This is a genomic window from Rhodopirellula baltica SH 1, from assembly GCF_000196115.1.
GTDB lineage: Bacteria > Planctomycetota > Planctomycetia > Pirellulales > Pirellulaceae > Rhodopirellula > Rhodopirellula baltica.
This window is the reverse complement of sequence record NC_005027.1, coordinates 2,749,469-2,765,793: the sequence shown is the minus strand read 5'-3', so window position 1 is coordinate 2,765,793 and position 16,325 is coordinate 2,749,469. Positions and strand designations below refer to the sequence as shown.

Below are 16,325 nucleotides of genomic sequence, written 5' to 3'. Positions count from 1 at the left end.
TTTGGCATGAACTATACCGGTCCAAATCACGAAGCTGACCTCCAGTTCGACCGCTCTTTTGAGTTGTTGCAGCAGCTAGTCAACTTTGAAGATGCCAACAAGCTCTTCGAGCAACAAGCTCATACCGTCTATACGGCATGTGTTGTCCTGTGGATGCTCGTTTACCAGCGACTCAAGCCGGATGCCTCGCTTGAAAACGCAGTCAAGCATTTACTCGATACGCGACCGACTTATCTTCCCGAAAACAAACGCCTGGAAGACAACACGCTCTCGGTCGCAACGGGTGGCTACAGTCGTGCTAGATCTCGCTTACCGTTAGAAGTCGTTCGTTGGTTTGCCGAGGAAGTGAGCTCGGGGATCCTTTCTGCCACCGAGCCGGCGGTGGACGAACAACGCGTGTTCTTGATCGATGGAACCACGTTGGCACTGGCCCCGGAAAAAGAACTCCAGCAAGCGTTTCCACCGGCAAGCAATCAGCTCGGTGAAGGCGTGTGGCCTTGTGTGCTGTTGACGGTCTTTCACGAACTCGCCAGCGGTGCAGCGATGCTTCCACAAGTGGGACCGATGTACGGTCCTGAGGCGATCTCCGAAACGCAACTTGCTCGGCAGGGGTTTGAGCAGCTTCCGGAGAATTCGATCATCATGTCCGATGCAGGATTTGGGATCTTTGGAATCGCACATGGGGCAATCGACGCAGGTCACGACATCCTGCTGCGAATGAAGAAGGTGAACTTTCAGTCGCTGCAGAAGGATGCCGAATTGATCGAACAATCCGAGCACCACAAAACTTATCGGCACACCTGGAAACCCACGAAGAAGAATCGCCAGACGCAGCCAGATCTCCCGTCCGACTGCCAGTTGGATGTCTATTTGCATGAAGTCCAGGCGACCGACACGCTGACACTTTATCTGGTCAGTACGCTTGCGCAAGATGCTTTCGCGTCTGCCTCGCTATTTGAGCGACGCTACGACGTAGAAATTGACATTCGCAACTTCAAGGTGGTCATGGACGCCGAGAACATTCGCGCCAAAAGCGTCGACACATTCATGAAAGAACTCTATACGTCGGTGGTGGCTTACAACCTGACCAGCCAGCTTCGGATCGAAGCGGCGGCCTTCGAGAAAGTTCCGCCGCGTCGAATGAGCTTCAAACGAACGTGGACCACGTTTCAAACCTTCCTCCTGCGGCACATGCACACGGAGCCTGAGCGTTGGAGAATGGCCTACCAAACAGCATTGTCGATCGCCCGCAAGGACAAGCTACCGATTCGCAGCAAACGTAGTTATCGCCGCGAGGCCTACCGGAAACGCCCCAAAAACATGCAGTTTGAAAAACGCACGAAACCACCGTCTAAAATGAGAGACTCGGATCTAAAGTAAGTGCCATTCGGCTGACACCCCGAGCTACTGACGCGGACTCCTCCGGAGCCATCCGCAAAATCGCCAAGGACGGGGCCGGCGTGGGATGTGGCCGACTTTGGATGGGTGAGGCATGTCGGTTCATTCAAACACGTAACGTGGATCGAACTGGATGCCATGTTTGCGTAGTATCGCCATGAACTCTTCCTTAAAGGTCAACTTCTTGTGATGTTCCTTTTGGTTGGCAACGTAGGCCTTGACGGAGTCAACGGAGGATTCGCTCACAGAGAAGGCTCCGTATTTCGTCTGCCACTGAAAAGATTTCAAGTTCGTGAGATGTTCGTGCACCCAAACACTTGAGTTGGATTTGATATCTCGCACACAATCGGAAATCGATTGCGCCGGATGAATGCTGACCAACAGATGGATGTGGTCTTCGACTCCGCCGGCGGCCAAGAGGGAATGTTTGCGTTTGCGAAGAACGCCACCGATGTAGGCGGAGAGTTCTTCCTGGAACTCGTCGAAGAACCATTGTTTTCGATCCTTGGTGCTCCAGATCAAATGGACACGCAAATTGGTGTACGCCATGCGAAGTCACCTCGGATGAATGTGCTGAAGAGAACATTCAAGTGTAGCAAGACGCCGGCCCCGTCCGGGGCGAATTTGTGTGCATGGGGCGGGAGGAGTCCACCCCTCGTAATGGCTCCGGTGGAGTCCACGTCAGTAGCTCGAGCCTGAAGCCCCGAGAACGATGGCGATCAACACAAACATCGCCCAGGATGGGGCCGGCGTTGACTCGTGTGATGCAACAATCCCATTCGAGAGGTTTGAATTTCATCTTCCGATGACGCGATTGTCTTCGATCATACGAACGACAATCGTCGAGTCGGCACGTCTTCCTTTTCGCTTTTGGTTTCATCCACTGATTCAACCTTCGAATCGCCAAACCAATCGGCATCGCCGCTCTCGAACAACACCTCGCCTTCGGCGGTTGGGTCGGCTTCGCACTTCCAAGCGTGGTACAGCAGCGAGGCGGCGGTTTTGTTGTTGAAGTCCTTTTTGCCAGCGGGCGGGATCACCAAGTACAAACCTTGCCGAGCACGTGTCATCGCGACGTAGAGCAAGCACATCGCTTCGGTCAACCGGGCGGCAACGGAACCGCCAAACACGGCTTGCCAACGTTTGGGAAGAAAGTGCCATTGGGCTTCGCCGACCGAACGACTGAGCCCGCGTGCGGGTTGGCCAATCTCTGGGATGTCGGCCAAGCATTGCGGTGATGGCCCCAACAACGCCTTGTGGATCTCGGGCAAGAAAACGGCGTCGAATTCCAACCCTTTGGATTGGTGAACGGTCATCACGCGTACCACGGCGGCACGCGGACGCTGGACTCGTTTTTCGTGCACCAATTCGACGAAGTCTCGCAGGCGGCTGTCGGCGGTGTGTTGGTAGAGCGTTGTTAGTTCGATCAATTGTTCCAAACGCACATTCTCGCGACTGTCACAGTGAGGCATCAACGCTTTCGCAAGAAACAGAATTGTTTGGGCGAGACCCTGGTCCTCGATCCGTGCTCGAAGCTGATCGGCCGCTTCGCCTTTGCCATCGCTGTCGGACAGCGGCAAGACAAACTTGAGCGGGCTGTTGGCGATATGCAATCGCCAGCGACCGTCGCCGGGATGTTCGCACATCATCAATGCAGACAAAATCCAACGCACCGCGACGGAATCGACAAGCGGGTTGCCGCCTTCGGCACTGACGTCGACATCGAGGTGTTCCAATCGATTGATCAACGCACCGACGGTGCTGTTTGTGCGAGTCAGCACGCCAATCGTCAGGTGTGGCGATTGGTGGTGCAACTCGGCAATTTGTTTCGCGACGTCGTCCAGCAAGCCTTTCTGAATGTCAGCGGCGGATGGTTTGCTCTTTGTTTTTTCGTCGGAGTCCGCAGGCGGTTTCAAATTCAATTCCGCGGTCCGAAACTGAACGAAGCCGGGCAGCTTTCTGGCCGCGGTGTGCTTGGGAAAACGTTTCGCGAACCGCTTGAGTGCCTTGGCTTCATAGGTCGCCTTGTCGGCGGGGTTGGGCGGATCCGATCCCTCCGCCATCGGGTGACGAGGCAAATGTTGAAACGCATCGGTGACCGCGTCGAGCACGACGCTGCTGCTGCGATAGCTCTCGTCTTGCTGCTTCGAAATGATGCCCGGAATCTGCTTGTCGACGGCATCAAAGATCTCTGCCACACCGCCACGCCAACCGTAGATGGCTTGTTTGGTATCACCCACGCAGAAGAACGATTTAGATCGTTTGGGATCCAGAACATTGGACGACGAATCCGTTGATTCGCCGGTCACCGATTGCGCCAGCAAACGAAGGACTTGCCACTGCACCGGCGATGTGTCCTGGAATTCATCGAGCAGCAAGTGATCGATCGAGGCGTCGAGTCGGTCTTGCAAAGTGTGATTGTCTAGCTGCGTGAACACGCCGGCCAAGCGAACCGCGATGTCATCAAACGCGAGTGCCCGTTGGGCTTGCTTGACCAATTGGATCAACGTGTCGTAGTGGTCGACCAGGGTGCTGGTGGCTTGGTTCTGAGCCCGCAGCAACGACAGGGACTCATGCCGGGCGACTTCGTAGATCAGATCGAATTCAGGATCCAAGCCCGGTGGGAACTTGCTGCGTCCAAATTTGACTTCTTCACCATGCAAACGCGCTTTCGCGATGTTCTTGGTCAGCGTGGCTTCGACAAGCGGTCCGAAGTCGCGAATTTCGAGGCTGTCGGCCGCGGATTCGAGTGCTTTGACGAGTGACTTTTGTGGCACTTCGGCGGACCGGAGCATGCCCGATGTGCGTGTGATGTCGGCTGACTCAGGGAGTTCGGGAACTTTCAATTGGTCCCATCGTTCGACGTCGGCTTGGCGAGCCAAGTTGTAGGTGTTCTCGACCACATCGATCAATTCACGTGCGATGTTGCGCTTGACATCGCCGCGGCTGAGCATCGAAATCAGCGTTTCTGTTTCGGCGGGCTGCAGGGACTCGATTAAGTTTCCGATCGCGACTTGTCGCAACCAGATTTCCTCGACCTCGTCGGTCAAACGCCAACCAGGCGGCAGATCCAATTCAAACGGCAGTGCTCTGGCAAGTTGGGAGAACAAACTGTCCAGCGTGCAAATGCGCAATCGGTGGATGTTGCGCAGCAAGCGATGGAAGAGTTGTCCACAGACGTGACGCGGCAAGCCTTCGATGCCGACTTGTTGTCGCAGTTCCGTGATCGCGTTTTCACTCGGATCGATCGCGGCTTTACCAAGAGTGATCAAGACTCGTTCGAGAATTTCGCCCGCGGCTTTGCGAGTGAACGTGGTCGCGAGAATCGTTTCCGGTGGTGCACCGGTCAACAGAATCTTCAACAACCGAGCGGTCAGTTGATAGGTCTTGCCCGTGCCGGCCGAAGCCCGCACCAACGTCGGCTCAAAGGCTTCTCGCAGCGTGGTCGGTGACTCGACAACAAAGTCCAGTTCGTCGGGAAGCGAGTCGTCCTCGGGAAGTTGATTGTCGTCGTGAAGCATTTCGGCTTCCGAAGGCTGGGCTTGCTCGTCGAAGAACGGGTTGTCGTCAAACAAAGGGTGTTCAGATGGGTTGCTCATTCGAAGGCCTCCGTGTCGTCGTCCATGGGAATGAACACGCTCTCGTTCATCAGCATTTCGTAGTCGTCAAATTCGACGCCGTCGGGATTGGGCTCGAAGTGACACGCACGGATTTCGCGAACGCAGTGATGAATCAGTTCGTCCGCCGCGGCAAATTGTGCCGGAGTGAACTCGGCCAGATTAATTTGAGTTTCGGTGTCCTTTTCGGCAACGTTGAAGTATCCCAGCTCAACGTCCACCGGGTCCGCATCGATGCCAAGATCGGGAATGAAACGACGGTACAGTGGCAACTGCAAATCCACCCACTGAGTCGATCCGTCGGGCAGTTTTTTGAGGTGTTTCTTTTCCGGTTTGTGACCGTGTGTCTTGTAGTCCAGAATCGCCCAACGCCCGGTTTCGGGATGAAAGTCAATGCGGTCAAAACGTCCGCGTAGGCCTGTGAACTGGCCATCCAAAGTGATGCCGGTTGGCTTCTTGGGTTTGCCGGTGATCGGGTGAATCTTTTTCTCATCGACGGCGTCCTCCACAGCATGAATTTGCCATCCGGCGGCGGCACGTTCGGCTTGTCGAAGGGCGACCGTTTTCAAACGCCGTTGGGCTTGGCGAACTTGCAGCTTCACGGTCGTGGATGTGTTGTCGCCGAAATGTTTGGCCGCGTACCGATGAAGCTCTTCGATCAACGCTTCTTCGATGCGTTTGGGATCGGTCTCGTTCTTGTAGTCACCTCTTCCGAACTCTTCGAGTGCTCCGTGGACCAGGTCGCCAAATTGGTTGGCGGCCAACTCCAAGGGGGAATCATCCAGTGGACGGAGCCTTAAAACATGCCGCAGGTAAAACCGGTAAGGGCAGGCGAGGTAGGCCGAGAACGCGGTGACGCTGAGCGTGTCGATTGTCCGCCCAGGTTCCGGAGGTGGAGGAGCGAAGAAGACTTGCGAATCAACGCTGACCGCAGGAGGTGGCTGGACCGGTTCGATCACGATCTTGGGACGTGGAATCGTCAGCAAATCACAAACCCGCTTGGCGGCTTCTTCGGGAGTCGCAGCGGCGAGCAAACGCGATGGCGGAGTCGGAGATCCGTCGGCGCTGTGCGAACCGACCAGGAAGCGAACCGTTTCGCGAGACGTGAGCAATTGCTGCATCGCGTGCACGTCACGAGCGTAACGGCGATCGTTGGCGGATTGGTGCAGGGTCGATCGCAGTGATTGCGGCAAGAACGGGTCGCCCGATTGAGCTTCGGGAACGAACGGATGATTCAATCCACAAACAACGAGAGCCGGCGAATCATCGAGAGCAAGGTCCAGCCAACCCAGCAATTCAATCTCGGTGGGCGAGGGATCGTCGACCCAACGCACTTCGCTCATCCGTGACGCGAGCATTTCGACGGCAACGGATCCCTCGACTGGCTCATCGAGCGATGGGTTGAGATCGGCGAATCGGTGAAGCAGTCGGAAGATGGCACGCAGGGCTTGCTGTGTTCTGGAAAGCGAAGCGTCGGGTTCCGTCTCTTCAGACTCGTCCATTGAATCGGGATCGACGGGCAGAAGTGTTTGAGCGGCTTCGCCGTGCAGTTCGAGCAAGATGGCTTGAAGTGTTTCGCTCCATTGCCGAATCGGTTGTGGTTCTGTGTTTTTGATCAGCGGCGACAACCACTGGTCCAACACGGTGCGGATTTGATCGGCGGTTTCGGTTTGTTGGACTTCTGCAGGCAGAGGCTCGTCGACTGACCGGGGAAACGCAGACGAGAGAAGTTGATCGAGCTCTCTGAGCCACTTTTCCGATTCGGGATGGCCAGGGCAACGCTCGCTGACGTACCGAGTCACATCGGCGTGACGGACGAGCGCGGCCAGCGATCGCCAAGTCCGTCGCTGCAGGTAGGTGACAATCAGGTGCATCAAGCGACCAACCGCGGTTTGTCCGACGCGGTGGCCCAAGTGTCGATGCGTGGCGACGCCCAGCAAATCGCAGCGGTTCTCGATCGGTTCGACTTGCGATTCGTCGGTCACGCCGATCGTGATTTGATCGACGCGGTACTTCTGGCCAAACTCTGCGAGCGTTTCCATCACCGCGGCGGTTTGATCCGAGACGTCTCCGGCGGGAATCAGTTGGTCGTCTTGCAATGGCAGGCAGTGCGATTGCCAAAGGCCGGCGTTCAAGTTTCCAAACGAGTCGAATCGTTTTGAGTGACTTTCTGGAGCCGCAACCAATGCGGTGATCGAGGCGGACTGCTTGGACGATTCGACTTGGCCGAGCATCGAGACCAAGAGTCTTGAAATGTCGGAGGTTCCGATCAGCACCAGCGGCCGGGTCGCGCGGCAAGCGTTGTTGAGGATCGCTTCGAGTTGGGCTTCGTTGGGATCGGCTTTTCCCGCCGCAGCCAGTTCCGCCAAATAAGCCTTCATTAAGTCGACAAAGAACTGCCAGCGACGGCGTTCACCGGCCGAGTCGCACATGTCCAGCACGTCAGCGTAGGTCAAACCTTCGGCGGCGATGGAATTGTGAAGCCGCCGCATCGTGCCACCCAGTTCCAACCAAGCGTCAGCGGCATCGGGCGCCGGTGGACTGGAGATCAGCACGCTCAAGTCGTCTTGGTTGGCTGCCGCGAGGACACGAGCCCAAGCCAATGTCTGTTCGAAGTCCAGAGCCGCGGTGTCTGATTCGTACAAGCGTGAAGGCAGATCGCCGACCGTCAGCATTCGCGGCAGACGAACGGTTTGCTTCGCCGCGTTGGCTTCCGCGAGCAGAAGTTCGCTCATGCGATCGATGGCGCGGCGAGACGGAAACACCAAATCCAAATGCGACAAATTCCAGTCACCTTTGGTTTTCGGCCCGTTGGTTTCTTTCAGCCACTGCAGGCTCGAGACCAGCAGTGGTTGGTTCCATCCCAGAAAGATTGTTTGCGTCATTCGGTTTGAATTGGGGATTCGCGGTGGGTGGCGAGCGGGGAACGCAGAGTCGAATGCGGTGGAAACGCGGTTCTATTCCGCGTCAGGCTTTTCTCGCACCCAAACCTCGTCGTTCTCAATTTTGATGTCAAAGCAATCGACTTTGGTTCGCGGGTTGTCTTCCCAAGTGCCGTCTTTGATGCAGAATCGCCAGGCGTGCCAAGGGCAAGTCACCGAGTGATCTTCGACGTGACCTTCGGCCAGCGACGCACCCATGTGGGGGCAAAGATCGTCAATGGCGTACCATTCGTCGCCTTTGCGAAAAACCGCGACCATTCGGCCGTCGACGGGGACCGCTTTTCCCACGTTGTCTTCGAAATCGGAAACCTTGCCGACGCTTTCGTATTCGCTCATTGCTTGATTCTCTGTTTGATTTGGACTGCGTTCTCGCCGCTCAGCGTTCTGATCAACCGTTTTATCTCACCCCAGCCAATTCCCCAATGAGGCTGAGGATGACTCGAGCGGCCGGATTCGCTTTAATGGACGTCCGGTTGTCGCTTGACCACTCGATCCATTTTTGGTGCCAGTTTTTTATGATTCATCACGAACTCCGACGAAAACTCGAATCTCGCGTTTTGCCTCACGTGCAAACGCCGGCTCAGTATGTCGGCGGGGAACGCAACATCGTCGTCAAAGACCATCGGAAACTACGCGGGAAAATCGCCGTTGGATTTCCTGATGCGTACACGATCGGGATGAGCCATCACGGGTTGCAAGTTCTGTATTCGATGATCAATCGGCGAGACGATTGGTGTGCTGAGCGAGTCTTCATGCCTTGGCCGGACATGGAAGCCAAGCTGCGCGAGCACAACTTGCCGCTTTACACGCTGGAAACGTTCACGCCGCTCAGCGAGTTCGACGTCATCGGATTGTCGCTGCAGTATGAAATCAGCTCGCCCAACGTGTTGACGATGGTCGATCTGGGCGGTCTGCCGCTCGATGCGGTCGATCGGACGATGGCGGATCCGTTGTTGGTCGCAGGCGGACCGTGTTGTCAAAACCCGGAACCAATGGCCGATGTCTTCGACGTCATGGTGACTGGCGATGGTGAACCGGCGCTGCCTGAAATCTGCGATTTGTGGCTGAGCCTCCGCGAAGAGGTTCGGTTGCCCGATGGAAGCTATGCGACTGGCGAAGAAGGACGCCAGCAACGCGAAGACGCTTTGGCTCGCGTGGCTCAGCAATTGCCATTCGCTTATGTGCCACGATTTTACGAGCCTCAATACTCCGACAACAATCGCATCGGATCGATCGTTCGAACTCGTGATGACGTGCCAGAAACCATCGCACCCAGCGTCATCAGCGATTTGGATGGCATGCCGTTGCCGACGAATCCCATTGTTCCGTACGTCAACTGCGTGCACGACCGAATCGCGATCGAGATCATGCGAGGTTGCCCGCACCTGTGCCGGTTCTGTCAGAGCACGGTTATCAAACGCCCGCTGCGAATTCGCGAAGTTGACACGATTGTTGACGCGGCCCTGGAGAGCTATCGAAGCACGGGCTTCAACGAGATCAGCATCCTGTCGCTCTCCAGCAGTGACTACCCGCACTTTGCTGAGTTGGTGAAGCGATTGCATGAAGTCTTCGTGCCGCTGGATGTGAACATCAGTGTGCCGAGTTTGCGAGTCAACGACCAACTGCGAACGCTACCGGAGTTGCTCGGAAGCACTCGGCGGAAATCACTGACGTTGGCCCCCGAAGTCGCTCGTGATGACATGCGGCAACAGATCCGCAAGAAGATCAAGAACAGCGATTTGATTGAGGGTTGCCGAGCAGCGTTTCAAAATGGATTCGAAAGCGTGAAGCTGTACTTCATGTGTGGATTGCCTGGAGAACGACCTGTCGATTTGGACGGCATCGTTGACTTGGCAGAAACGATTTCGACGGTTGGGAAAGAAGTCAACGGCCGGTACGCACGAGTCACGGCCAGCGTTTCGAACTTCGTCCCCAAGTCGCACACGCCGTATCAATGGAACGGGATGCAGTCACGCGAATATTTCCGCTGGGCGCACGACTACCTCTGGAAGCGTCGAAAAATCCGCAGCGTGAACATCAAGTGTCACGACATCGAAACGAGTTTGCTGGAAGGCGTGATAAGCCGCGGTGACCGACGGACCGGGAAAGCAATCCGCCTGGCATGGGAACGCGGGGCCCGCATGGATGGTTGGACTGAGCACCTCGATTCAGAGCGTTGGTGGCAAGCGATCGAGGACGCTGGGATCGATGTCGATCAACAGGTGCACCAGAAGTACGAGATGATGGACAAACTCCCTTGGGATCACGTCAACGTGAAGTTTGGACGCACGTATCTCGAGAAAGAACAGACTCGAGCGACCATCCAATTGACCGACATGGCGAACGCGACATGACCATTCGAATTCTTTGCTTCAGTGACCTGCATCGCGACCAAGAGGCCGCCAAGCGATTGGTGGAACTTGCCGATCAAGCGGACTTGGTTCTCGGTGCTGGTGACTTTGCCAACCGGCACGAAGGTTTGGCTGACACGTTGGATATTCTGCAATCAATCACGCGGCCTACGGTGTTGGTTCCTGGCAACGGCGAGACGGCGGACGAATTACGTGAGGCGACCGCGAATTGGCAATCTGCGATTGTGTTGCACGGGGAAGGATGCGAGATCGAGCTGCACAACAGCACCATTCCTGTTTGGGGCGTGGGCGGCGGAATCCCGGTGACGCCGTTTGGTGCATGGAGCTACGACTTTGATGAAGACCAAGCCACCGAGATGCTGGCGGGGTGTCCCGAAGGAGCGATCTTGATCACGCATTCACCGGCGCTGGACACCGTCGATCACGACAGCGCCGGCAAAATTCGCGGCAGTCAGAGCATTCGCGATGCAATCCTAGCGAAGAAGCCTCGTTTCGCCGTTTGCGGGCACATCCATAGCGATTGGGAACGCCAAGTGACGCTGGGTGCGACACCGATTTTGAACGCGGGGCCGCGCGGCGTTTTGGTGGACGTCCCAGAGTAGAACGTTTGTCTCAAACGTTTGCGTGAAGGGTTCGTGTTTTCGAGAAACGCGACGCGAATGCGTTGGAATTTGATTGGGTGAGGACGCCGCCAAGCGGTGAAACGTTGCCACGACGGAACAGTCGTGGGGCACCGCACCATCTTTCCCCGAACCGCGAAAGATCTTTAAGTATCTTTCACAATTTTTGTGTAAGCCCGGCCCTCGTTTTGATCGATCCGTTCGGGTCGGCCTTTGTGCAAGTAAATCAGCTTCCGATGATCGATGCCCATCAAGTGCAAGATCGTGGAATGGATGTCGTGCACATGCAAGCGATCTTCCACGGCGTGCAAGCCGAGATCGTCGGTCGTGCCATAGGCCTGGCCACCTTGCACGCCACCGCCCGCCATCCACATTGAAAAACCGGTTGGATTGTGGTCGCGGCCGTCACCCTTCTCGCTCATCGGTGTCCGTCCAAACTCACCACCCCACACGATCAGTGTTTGATCGAGCAAACCGCGTTGCTTCAGGTCTTGGATCAATCCTGCGACGGGCAAGTCCATTCCGCGGCACATTCGTGTGTGGTTGGATTCGATTTTGGCATGCGCGTCCCACTTGCTTCCCGCGCCGTGATAGCACTGCACGAACCGGACGCCGCGTTCGACTAAACGCCGAGCCATTAGCAGCTGTCGTCCGTAGTCGGCAGTTTCCTTTTGATCGAGCCCGTACATCGATTTGGTTTGCTCGGTTTCCTGTGACAGATCCACCGCATCCGGAGCATGAGACTGCATTTGATATGCGAGTTCGAAGCTACGGATACGGGCTTCCAATTCGCTGTTGTCGGATCGTTCGGCGGCATGTGCTTGATTCAGGTCGGCCAAGAAATCGAGCGCAGCGCGTTGTTGGGGGCCAGCAACGTGCTCGGGGCGGTCCAAGTTTGTAAATGGCGATCCGGTACGCTGCATCGTGGTGCCCTGATAAATCGCAGGCATGAAGCCGGCACCCCAATTGCGAGCACCGTTGATCACCCGCCCCTTGCCTTCTTGCATGACCACAAAAGCGGGCAGGTTTTCATTTTCGGTCCCCATTCCATAAGTGACCCAACTACCCAACGAAGGACGCCCAGCGAACTGGCTGCCCGTGTTCATTTGGCAGATACCGCCTGAATGGTTGATGCCGTTGGTCCAGCATGAGCGAATGACAGCCAACTCGTCCGCCATCTTCGCGGTGTGTGGCAACCAATCCGAGATCCACAGGCCACCTTCGCCGTGTTGAGCCCATTTTCGTTGGGTGGGAAGGATTGGAGAATCAAATTCACCCATGGCCGTCAGCACGCGGCCAAAACTTTCAGGGATCGGTTTGCCCGCCAACCGTTCCAGCTCAGGTTTTGGATCGAACGTGTCCAGATGGCTGGGGCCGCCATCCATGAATAAGAAGATCACGCTTTTGGCTTTGGCCGGATGATGGACCAATTTAGATGCCAGCGGCGAGGGGGCTTCCGTAGAGGGCCCGGCCGACGCGGTGTCTTGTAGCAATCCCGCCAATGCCAGCGACCCGAAGCCACCACCGCATTGCAGCAGCATTTCTCTTCGCGACGAAATTCGTGGTGAGAATCCGTTGGAAGAGGCGGATGTTTCAATCGACATAAATCATCTCGCTGGAACAAAGGTAGGCATGGAGGAGTGCGGTTTTTGCTTCTTGATCGTTCGCATCATCGGATTCGGAAGGGTAGGCTGCGATGAATCCGGCGGCACGCTCACGATCCCACTCACTGGCAGATCGATGGAACAAACGAGGGTGTATTTGATCGACCAATTCGTCGACCGAGTCCTCCGCGAATTCTTTGGCCAATCGTTTAGCACGATCGTGCATCCAACTGTTGTTCATCAACAGCAGAGCCTGCGGAGACGTCGTCGTCCGATGGCGTTTGCCCTGGCTTCGGACTCGGTCGGGGAAATCGAACGCGGCGAGCAATGGATCAAGTTTGTTGCGTTTGACGTTCTTGTAGATGGCACGTTTGTCAGTTGCCATTTCTTGGCTGGCCACCAACATCGCATCATGGATTTCTTCGCCCGACAAACGACGGGGATTCATTCGCCACAGCCAAACGTTCTGCGGATCGATCTCTGCGATCTGGTCGTCCATTGGACGTGAGGATGATTGCCGGTAGGTGGCCGACATGAGGATTCGACGATGCAGCTTTTTGAGGCTCCATCCATCCTCGATGAACCGCGTCGCCAACCAATCTAGTAGTTCGGGATGCGACGGTGGGGTGCCGAGTCGACCGAAGTCGCTGGCCGTTTCAGCGAGCCCGCGGCCAAAGTGTTGCTGCCAAACGCGATTAACGATCACGCGGGCCGTCAGCGGGTTGTTGGAATCGGTGATCCACTTTGCCAGCGTTGATCGACGACCGGTGGATTGCAAAACAGCCGGGATCGGCAGGATGTCGGCGGGTTCCGGATCCAAGATCGTTGGGTATCCCGGATCGATCGGCGAGGTGTCTTGGTCAGGAATCAGCGTCGGCGGCGAATGAGGTCCAACATCACCAGCAACGAAAGCCAATGTCGGAAGTGGTTTGGGTTTCAGATAATCGTACTGAGCCAATTGCTCACGAAGATGTTGGCGTTCGGTTTCCGTTTCGCCATCGAGGTACTCAGGCAACTTGTCGGGATGAAGATCGAATTGGTTGGAGGCTAGCGAAGCGATTTGATGTTCATATTCAGTTCGGTCGCAGGGTCTGCTTGCGATCATCGATTGAATTTCGTCGGTGAACTTGTCCACGCCCTCACGAGTTGCATGAGCGAGCAACGCGGGTGTTTCAATCTCATGCAACCTACGGCGGATGGATTCGGTCGCCGCTTCCCACTTCTCAAGTTGTTGGATGTACTCTTCCCGAGTTGCCACGTCAGCGACGGGGAAATCTTCGCGAGGCAACAAGGGAGTGAAGAAGGCTTTGAGAGCAAAGAAATCGCGTTGCAGCAGTGGATCAAATTTGTGGTCATGGCATCGAGCACACTTCAGGCCTTGCGCTAAGAAAACATCGGCGGTGGTCTCTGTGATGTCACTGATGATTTCTTGCCATTGGCCTTCCACGTCACGCTGGTTCCATTCGTAAATCCAATGCCGCAGATACATCGTTCCGATCAATGCATCGCGATTGCCCGGATCGATTTCATCACCTGCAAGCTGCTCGCATACAAAGCGATCGTAGGGTTTGTCTTCGTTGAACGACCGGATGACATAGTCGCGATAGAGGTGAGCATGGGGCCGGGCATGGTCTGCGTTGTAACCATCGGAGTCAGCGTAGCGAACCAGATCCAGCCAATAGCGAGCCTGATGTTCGCCATAGGCGGGACTGCTCAGCAATTCGTTCAGTTGTGCCTCGTACCAATCATCGGCCGACGAGTCGGCATTTTGTTGGTTGCTTGGAGGCGGACAAGTTGGTGGTAATCCGGTTAGCGCGAAATGCAAACGCCGGGTCAGTTGCGAAGCGGTCGCTTCGTCCGCAGGACGCAAGTTTTCTTGCTTCAAGCGATCAAGAACAAATCGATCGATCTCATTGCGGCACCAACTGTCGTCATCGACGTCGGGGACCACCGGATCCGCGATCGGTTGGTAACACCACCAATCCCGGTCATCCTCGGTGATGATCGGCATCGGGGTGAGAATGAGATCTTCCGGCCACGGCGCACCAGCTTTGATCCAACTGGCAAAGCCATTGACGACCGGATCGTCCAATTGACCGGCGGGAGGCATTTCAAACGACTCGAATCGCAATGCTTCCAGGATCAAGCTGTCGTCTGCGTTGCCGGGAACGATTGCTGGGCCGGAGTCACCACCCGCCAGCAAAGCGTCCAGCGATGTCAGTTTTAATCCGCCCTCTTGCTCGGTTTCGCCGTGGCACTGAATGCAATGCTTGATCAGCGTCGGACGAACATGGATCTCAAACAGATCGCGAGACGCAGGTGACGAAGCGTTTGCGACTGCCGTTCCCAGAACGATCCCTGCACATCCGAACAGGAGTGAAAGCCGCTGCAGGAGAGAGGTGGGGATCACTTGCGTTTGCCTCGAGTGGTCGCATCGGGAAGAACCGCTGGTGACAAAGCCTTCGGCAGGCATTGCTTGGCGAGTCTTTTCCCGGGTGATGGCTTGGTTGGTGGGAAGCATGCCGTTTGGACACGGGGCCGGGAGGCCTCGCGTTTGCCATTGGAACGCTGGCCAACCGCATGCCTGCGTGGCCGATCCGCAGCCCTTAACGAAAGCTGGAGGGAAACAAATCGGCAACGCTCCCCTAGTCTATCGACTGATGGCCCTCCCATGGGGCGTTCGAATCAACTTTTCAGGTTCTTTCTTGAGTTGGAGAACTGGGCGAAACGAAGGGTTCGTAGCCATTTCGCACGCATGTCTTGTCGAGCAAATTGCATGTCTTACCGGGCAATAAGTTTCTTGATCGCTTCCTGCTGTTCTGCAACGAGAGCTTCTGACCCGCCGAGGGGTTGTGGTGGGTAGGTCTTTTCTCGCGTGTAACCGATGTGGTTCATCCAGGCTTTCCAACGCAGGTTGCGGATCGCATCGATCGATGCGAACACGGGATCCGCTTTGGCTTTCGCTAATGTCATGCTGGTTTTGCTCGCTCCCAATGCGGAAGCGATGGTTTGTGCCATCAGCCAATGCCCTTCCTCATTGGGGTGCACTTTGTCGTTCGAAAACGGTTGGTCGCGTTTCATGCGGGCGTCTCTCATCGCGGTGTGCAAGTCGATGACTTTGACATTGGGGAGCTTCAGTTTGGTTTCCCAGCGAGCGTATTCGCTAAGCACCGATTCGTAGTTGAAGGAACCGTCTGTGGGTTGGTAGTCGTAGATCGGCGGTGTGACCAGATAGATCTTTTTCACTCCTGCCTGTTGGGCTTGAGCGATCATGTTTTGAATGCCGTTTTGGAATGCCGCGAAACGACTGGCTTCCAGCGGTTGATAGATTCCATCGTTCATTCCGTAGCATGCGATCAGAACGTCCGGTTTGACTTTGCTAAGCAATCGGTCGAATCGCTCGAACAAACACGGTCGCGGGAATCGGCCTCCCGCGTGACCATCTTCGCTCAATCCCGAGACGGTTTCACTGGATAATCCCAATGGGTAAACGTCGAAGGTTCGATTGGGGTAACTCTTTTGCAACTGATACGACAGAAACGAGACGTAGTGACCGGCTTGTGTGATGCTGTCTCCAACGACCGCGATGCGAGATTCGGCCAGCAATTCAATGTCAGATTCGTCTGCACAAAGCGGCTTCGATGAAAGGCAGATGAAAAGCAAACAAGCAGCGATTGTGAAACCGAACCGAGCGGGCTGTTTGAGGATGTTTGCGTCAATGTTGGCTGGCCGGCGACGAGACATGAGCGGCGTTCTTTCGAGGTGGGACAGA

At 55.8% G+C, this 16,325-nt stretch carries 10 protein-coding genes; 3 read left to right on the top strand and 7 right to left on the bottom strand.

The features are described from left to right. Positions 1-6: 6 nt before the first annotated feature. Complete coding sequence (locus tag RB_RS10765; protein ID WP_011119835.1) at positions 7-1,380, top strand: IS4-like element ISRba1 family transposase; 1,374 nt, start codon at positions 7-9, stop codon at positions 1,378-1,380. 120 nt (positions 1,381-1,500) lie between these two features. On the opposite strand, the gene tnpA is transcribed toward RB_RS10765, so the two are convergent. The 4 genes from tnpA to nirD all read right to left on the bottom strand — a co-directional run bounded on the left by tnpA (position 1,501) and on the right by nirD (position 8,293). Next, positions 1,501-1,947, bottom strand: a complete 447-nt coding sequence (gene tnpA, locus RB_RS10760; RefSeq protein WP_011120397.1) for an IS200/IS605 family transposase — start codon at positions 1,945-1,947, stop codon at positions 1,501-1,503. 275 nt (positions 1,948-2,222) lie between these two features. Next, a complete protein-coding gene (locus RB_RS10755; protein WP_011120396.1) occupies positions 2,223-4,997 on the bottom strand; it encodes a UvrD-helicase domain-containing protein in 2,775 nt (924 codons plus the stop codon). After that, positions 4,994-7,900, bottom strand: coding sequence for a PD-(D/E)XK nuclease family protein (locus RB_RS10750; RefSeq protein WP_011120395.1), 2,907 nt, complete (start codon positions 7,898-7,900; stop codon positions 4,994-4,996). The genes RB_RS10755 and RB_RS10750 overlap by 4 nt, the downstream gene beginning before the upstream one ends. A 72-nt stretch (positions 7,901-7,972) precedes the next feature. Next, on the bottom strand, positions 7,973-8,293 hold the full coding sequence (gene nirD / locus RB_RS10745) for a nitrite reductase small subunit NirD (protein WP_007327329.1): 321 nt from the start codon (positions 8,291-8,293) through the stop codon (positions 7,973-7,975). A gap of 179 nt (positions 8,294-8,472) precedes the next feature. Between nirD and RB_RS10740 the strand changes: the two genes are divergently transcribed. Both RB_RS10740 and RB_RS10735 read left to right on the top strand, forming a co-directional pair. Further along, positions 8,473-10,311, top strand: coding sequence for a TIGR03960 family B12-binding radical SAM protein (locus RB_RS10740; RefSeq protein WP_037200950.1), 1,839 nt, complete (start codon positions 8,473-8,475; stop codon positions 10,309-10,311). Next, positions 10,308-10,931 carry a metallophosphoesterase family protein gene (locus RB_RS10735; RefSeq protein ID WP_011120394.1) on the top strand — a complete coding sequence of 208 codons (624 nt, stop codon included), beginning with the start codon at positions 10,308-10,310 and terminating at the stop codon, positions 10,929-10,931. Before RB_RS10740 ends, RB_RS10735 begins: the two co-directional genes overlap by 4 nt. 164 nt (positions 10,932-11,095) lie before the next feature. Here the strand turns inward: RB_RS10735 and RB_RS10730 are convergent, their stop codons facing one another. The 3 genes from RB_RS10730 to RB_RS10720 form a co-directional block, all read right to left on the bottom strand. Beyond that, the gene (locus tag RB_RS10730) at positions 11,096-12,553 is read right to left on the bottom strand and encodes a DUF1501 domain-containing protein (protein WP_011120393.1); all 1,458 of its coding nucleotides are present in this window, start codon (positions 12,551-12,553) and stop codon (positions 11,096-11,098) included. Beyond that, a complete protein-coding gene (locus tag RB_RS10725; protein WP_231846393.1) occupies positions 12,543-15,074 on the bottom strand; it encodes a PSD1 and planctomycete cytochrome C domain-containing protein in 2,532 nt (843 codons plus the stop codon). Before RB_RS10725 ends, RB_RS10730 begins: the two co-directional genes overlap by 11 nt. Positions 15,075-15,334: 260 nt before the next feature. Further along, on the bottom strand, positions 15,335-16,297 hold the full coding sequence (locus tag RB_RS10720; RefSeq protein ID WP_164921855.1) for an SGNH/GDSL hydrolase family protein: 963 nt from the start codon (positions 16,295-16,297) through the stop codon (positions 15,335-15,337). Between the last annotated feature and the right edge of the window lie 28 nt (positions 16,298-16,325).

Excerpts from the sequence above, each read along its gene's own strand:
- tnpA (WP_011120397.1), bottom strand. The coding sequence starts at position 1,947 with ATGGCGTACACCAATTTGCGTGTCCATTTGATCTGGAGCACCAAGGAT.
- RB_RS10725 (WP_231846393.1), bottom strand. The coding sequence starts at position 15,074 with ATGCTTCCCACCAACCAAGCCATCACCCGGGAAAAGACTCGCCAAGCA.
- RB_RS10720 (WP_164921855.1), bottom strand. The coding sequence starts at position 16,297 with ATGTCTCGTCGCCGGCCAGCCAACATTGACGCAAACATCCTCAAACAG.
- RB_RS10730 (WP_011120393.1), bottom strand. The coding sequence starts at position 12,553 with ATGTCGATTGAAACATCCGCCTCTTCCAACGGATTCTCACCACGAATT.
- RB_RS10765 (WP_011119835.1), top strand. The coding sequence starts at position 7 with ATGAACTATACCGGTCCAAATCACGAAGCTGACCTCCAGTTCGACCGC.
- RB_RS10735 (WP_011120394.1), top strand. The coding sequence starts at position 10,308 with ATGACCATTCGAATTCTTTGCTTCAGTGACCTGCATCGCGACCAAGAG.
- RB_RS10755 (WP_011120396.1), bottom strand. The coding sequence starts at position 4,997 with ATGAGCAACCCATCTGAACACCCTTTGTTTGACGACAACCCGTTCTTC.
- RB_RS10750 (WP_011120395.1), bottom strand. The coding sequence starts at position 7,900 with ATGACGCAAACAATCTTTCTGGGATGGAACCAACCACTGCTGGTCTCG.
- nirD (WP_007327329.1), bottom strand. The coding sequence starts at position 8,293 with ATGAGCGAATACGAAAGCGTCGGCAAGGTTTCCGATTTCGAAGACAAC.
- RB_RS10740 (WP_037200950.1), top strand. The coding sequence starts at position 8,473 with ATGATTCATCACGAACTCCGACGAAAACTCGAATCTCGCGTTTTGCCT.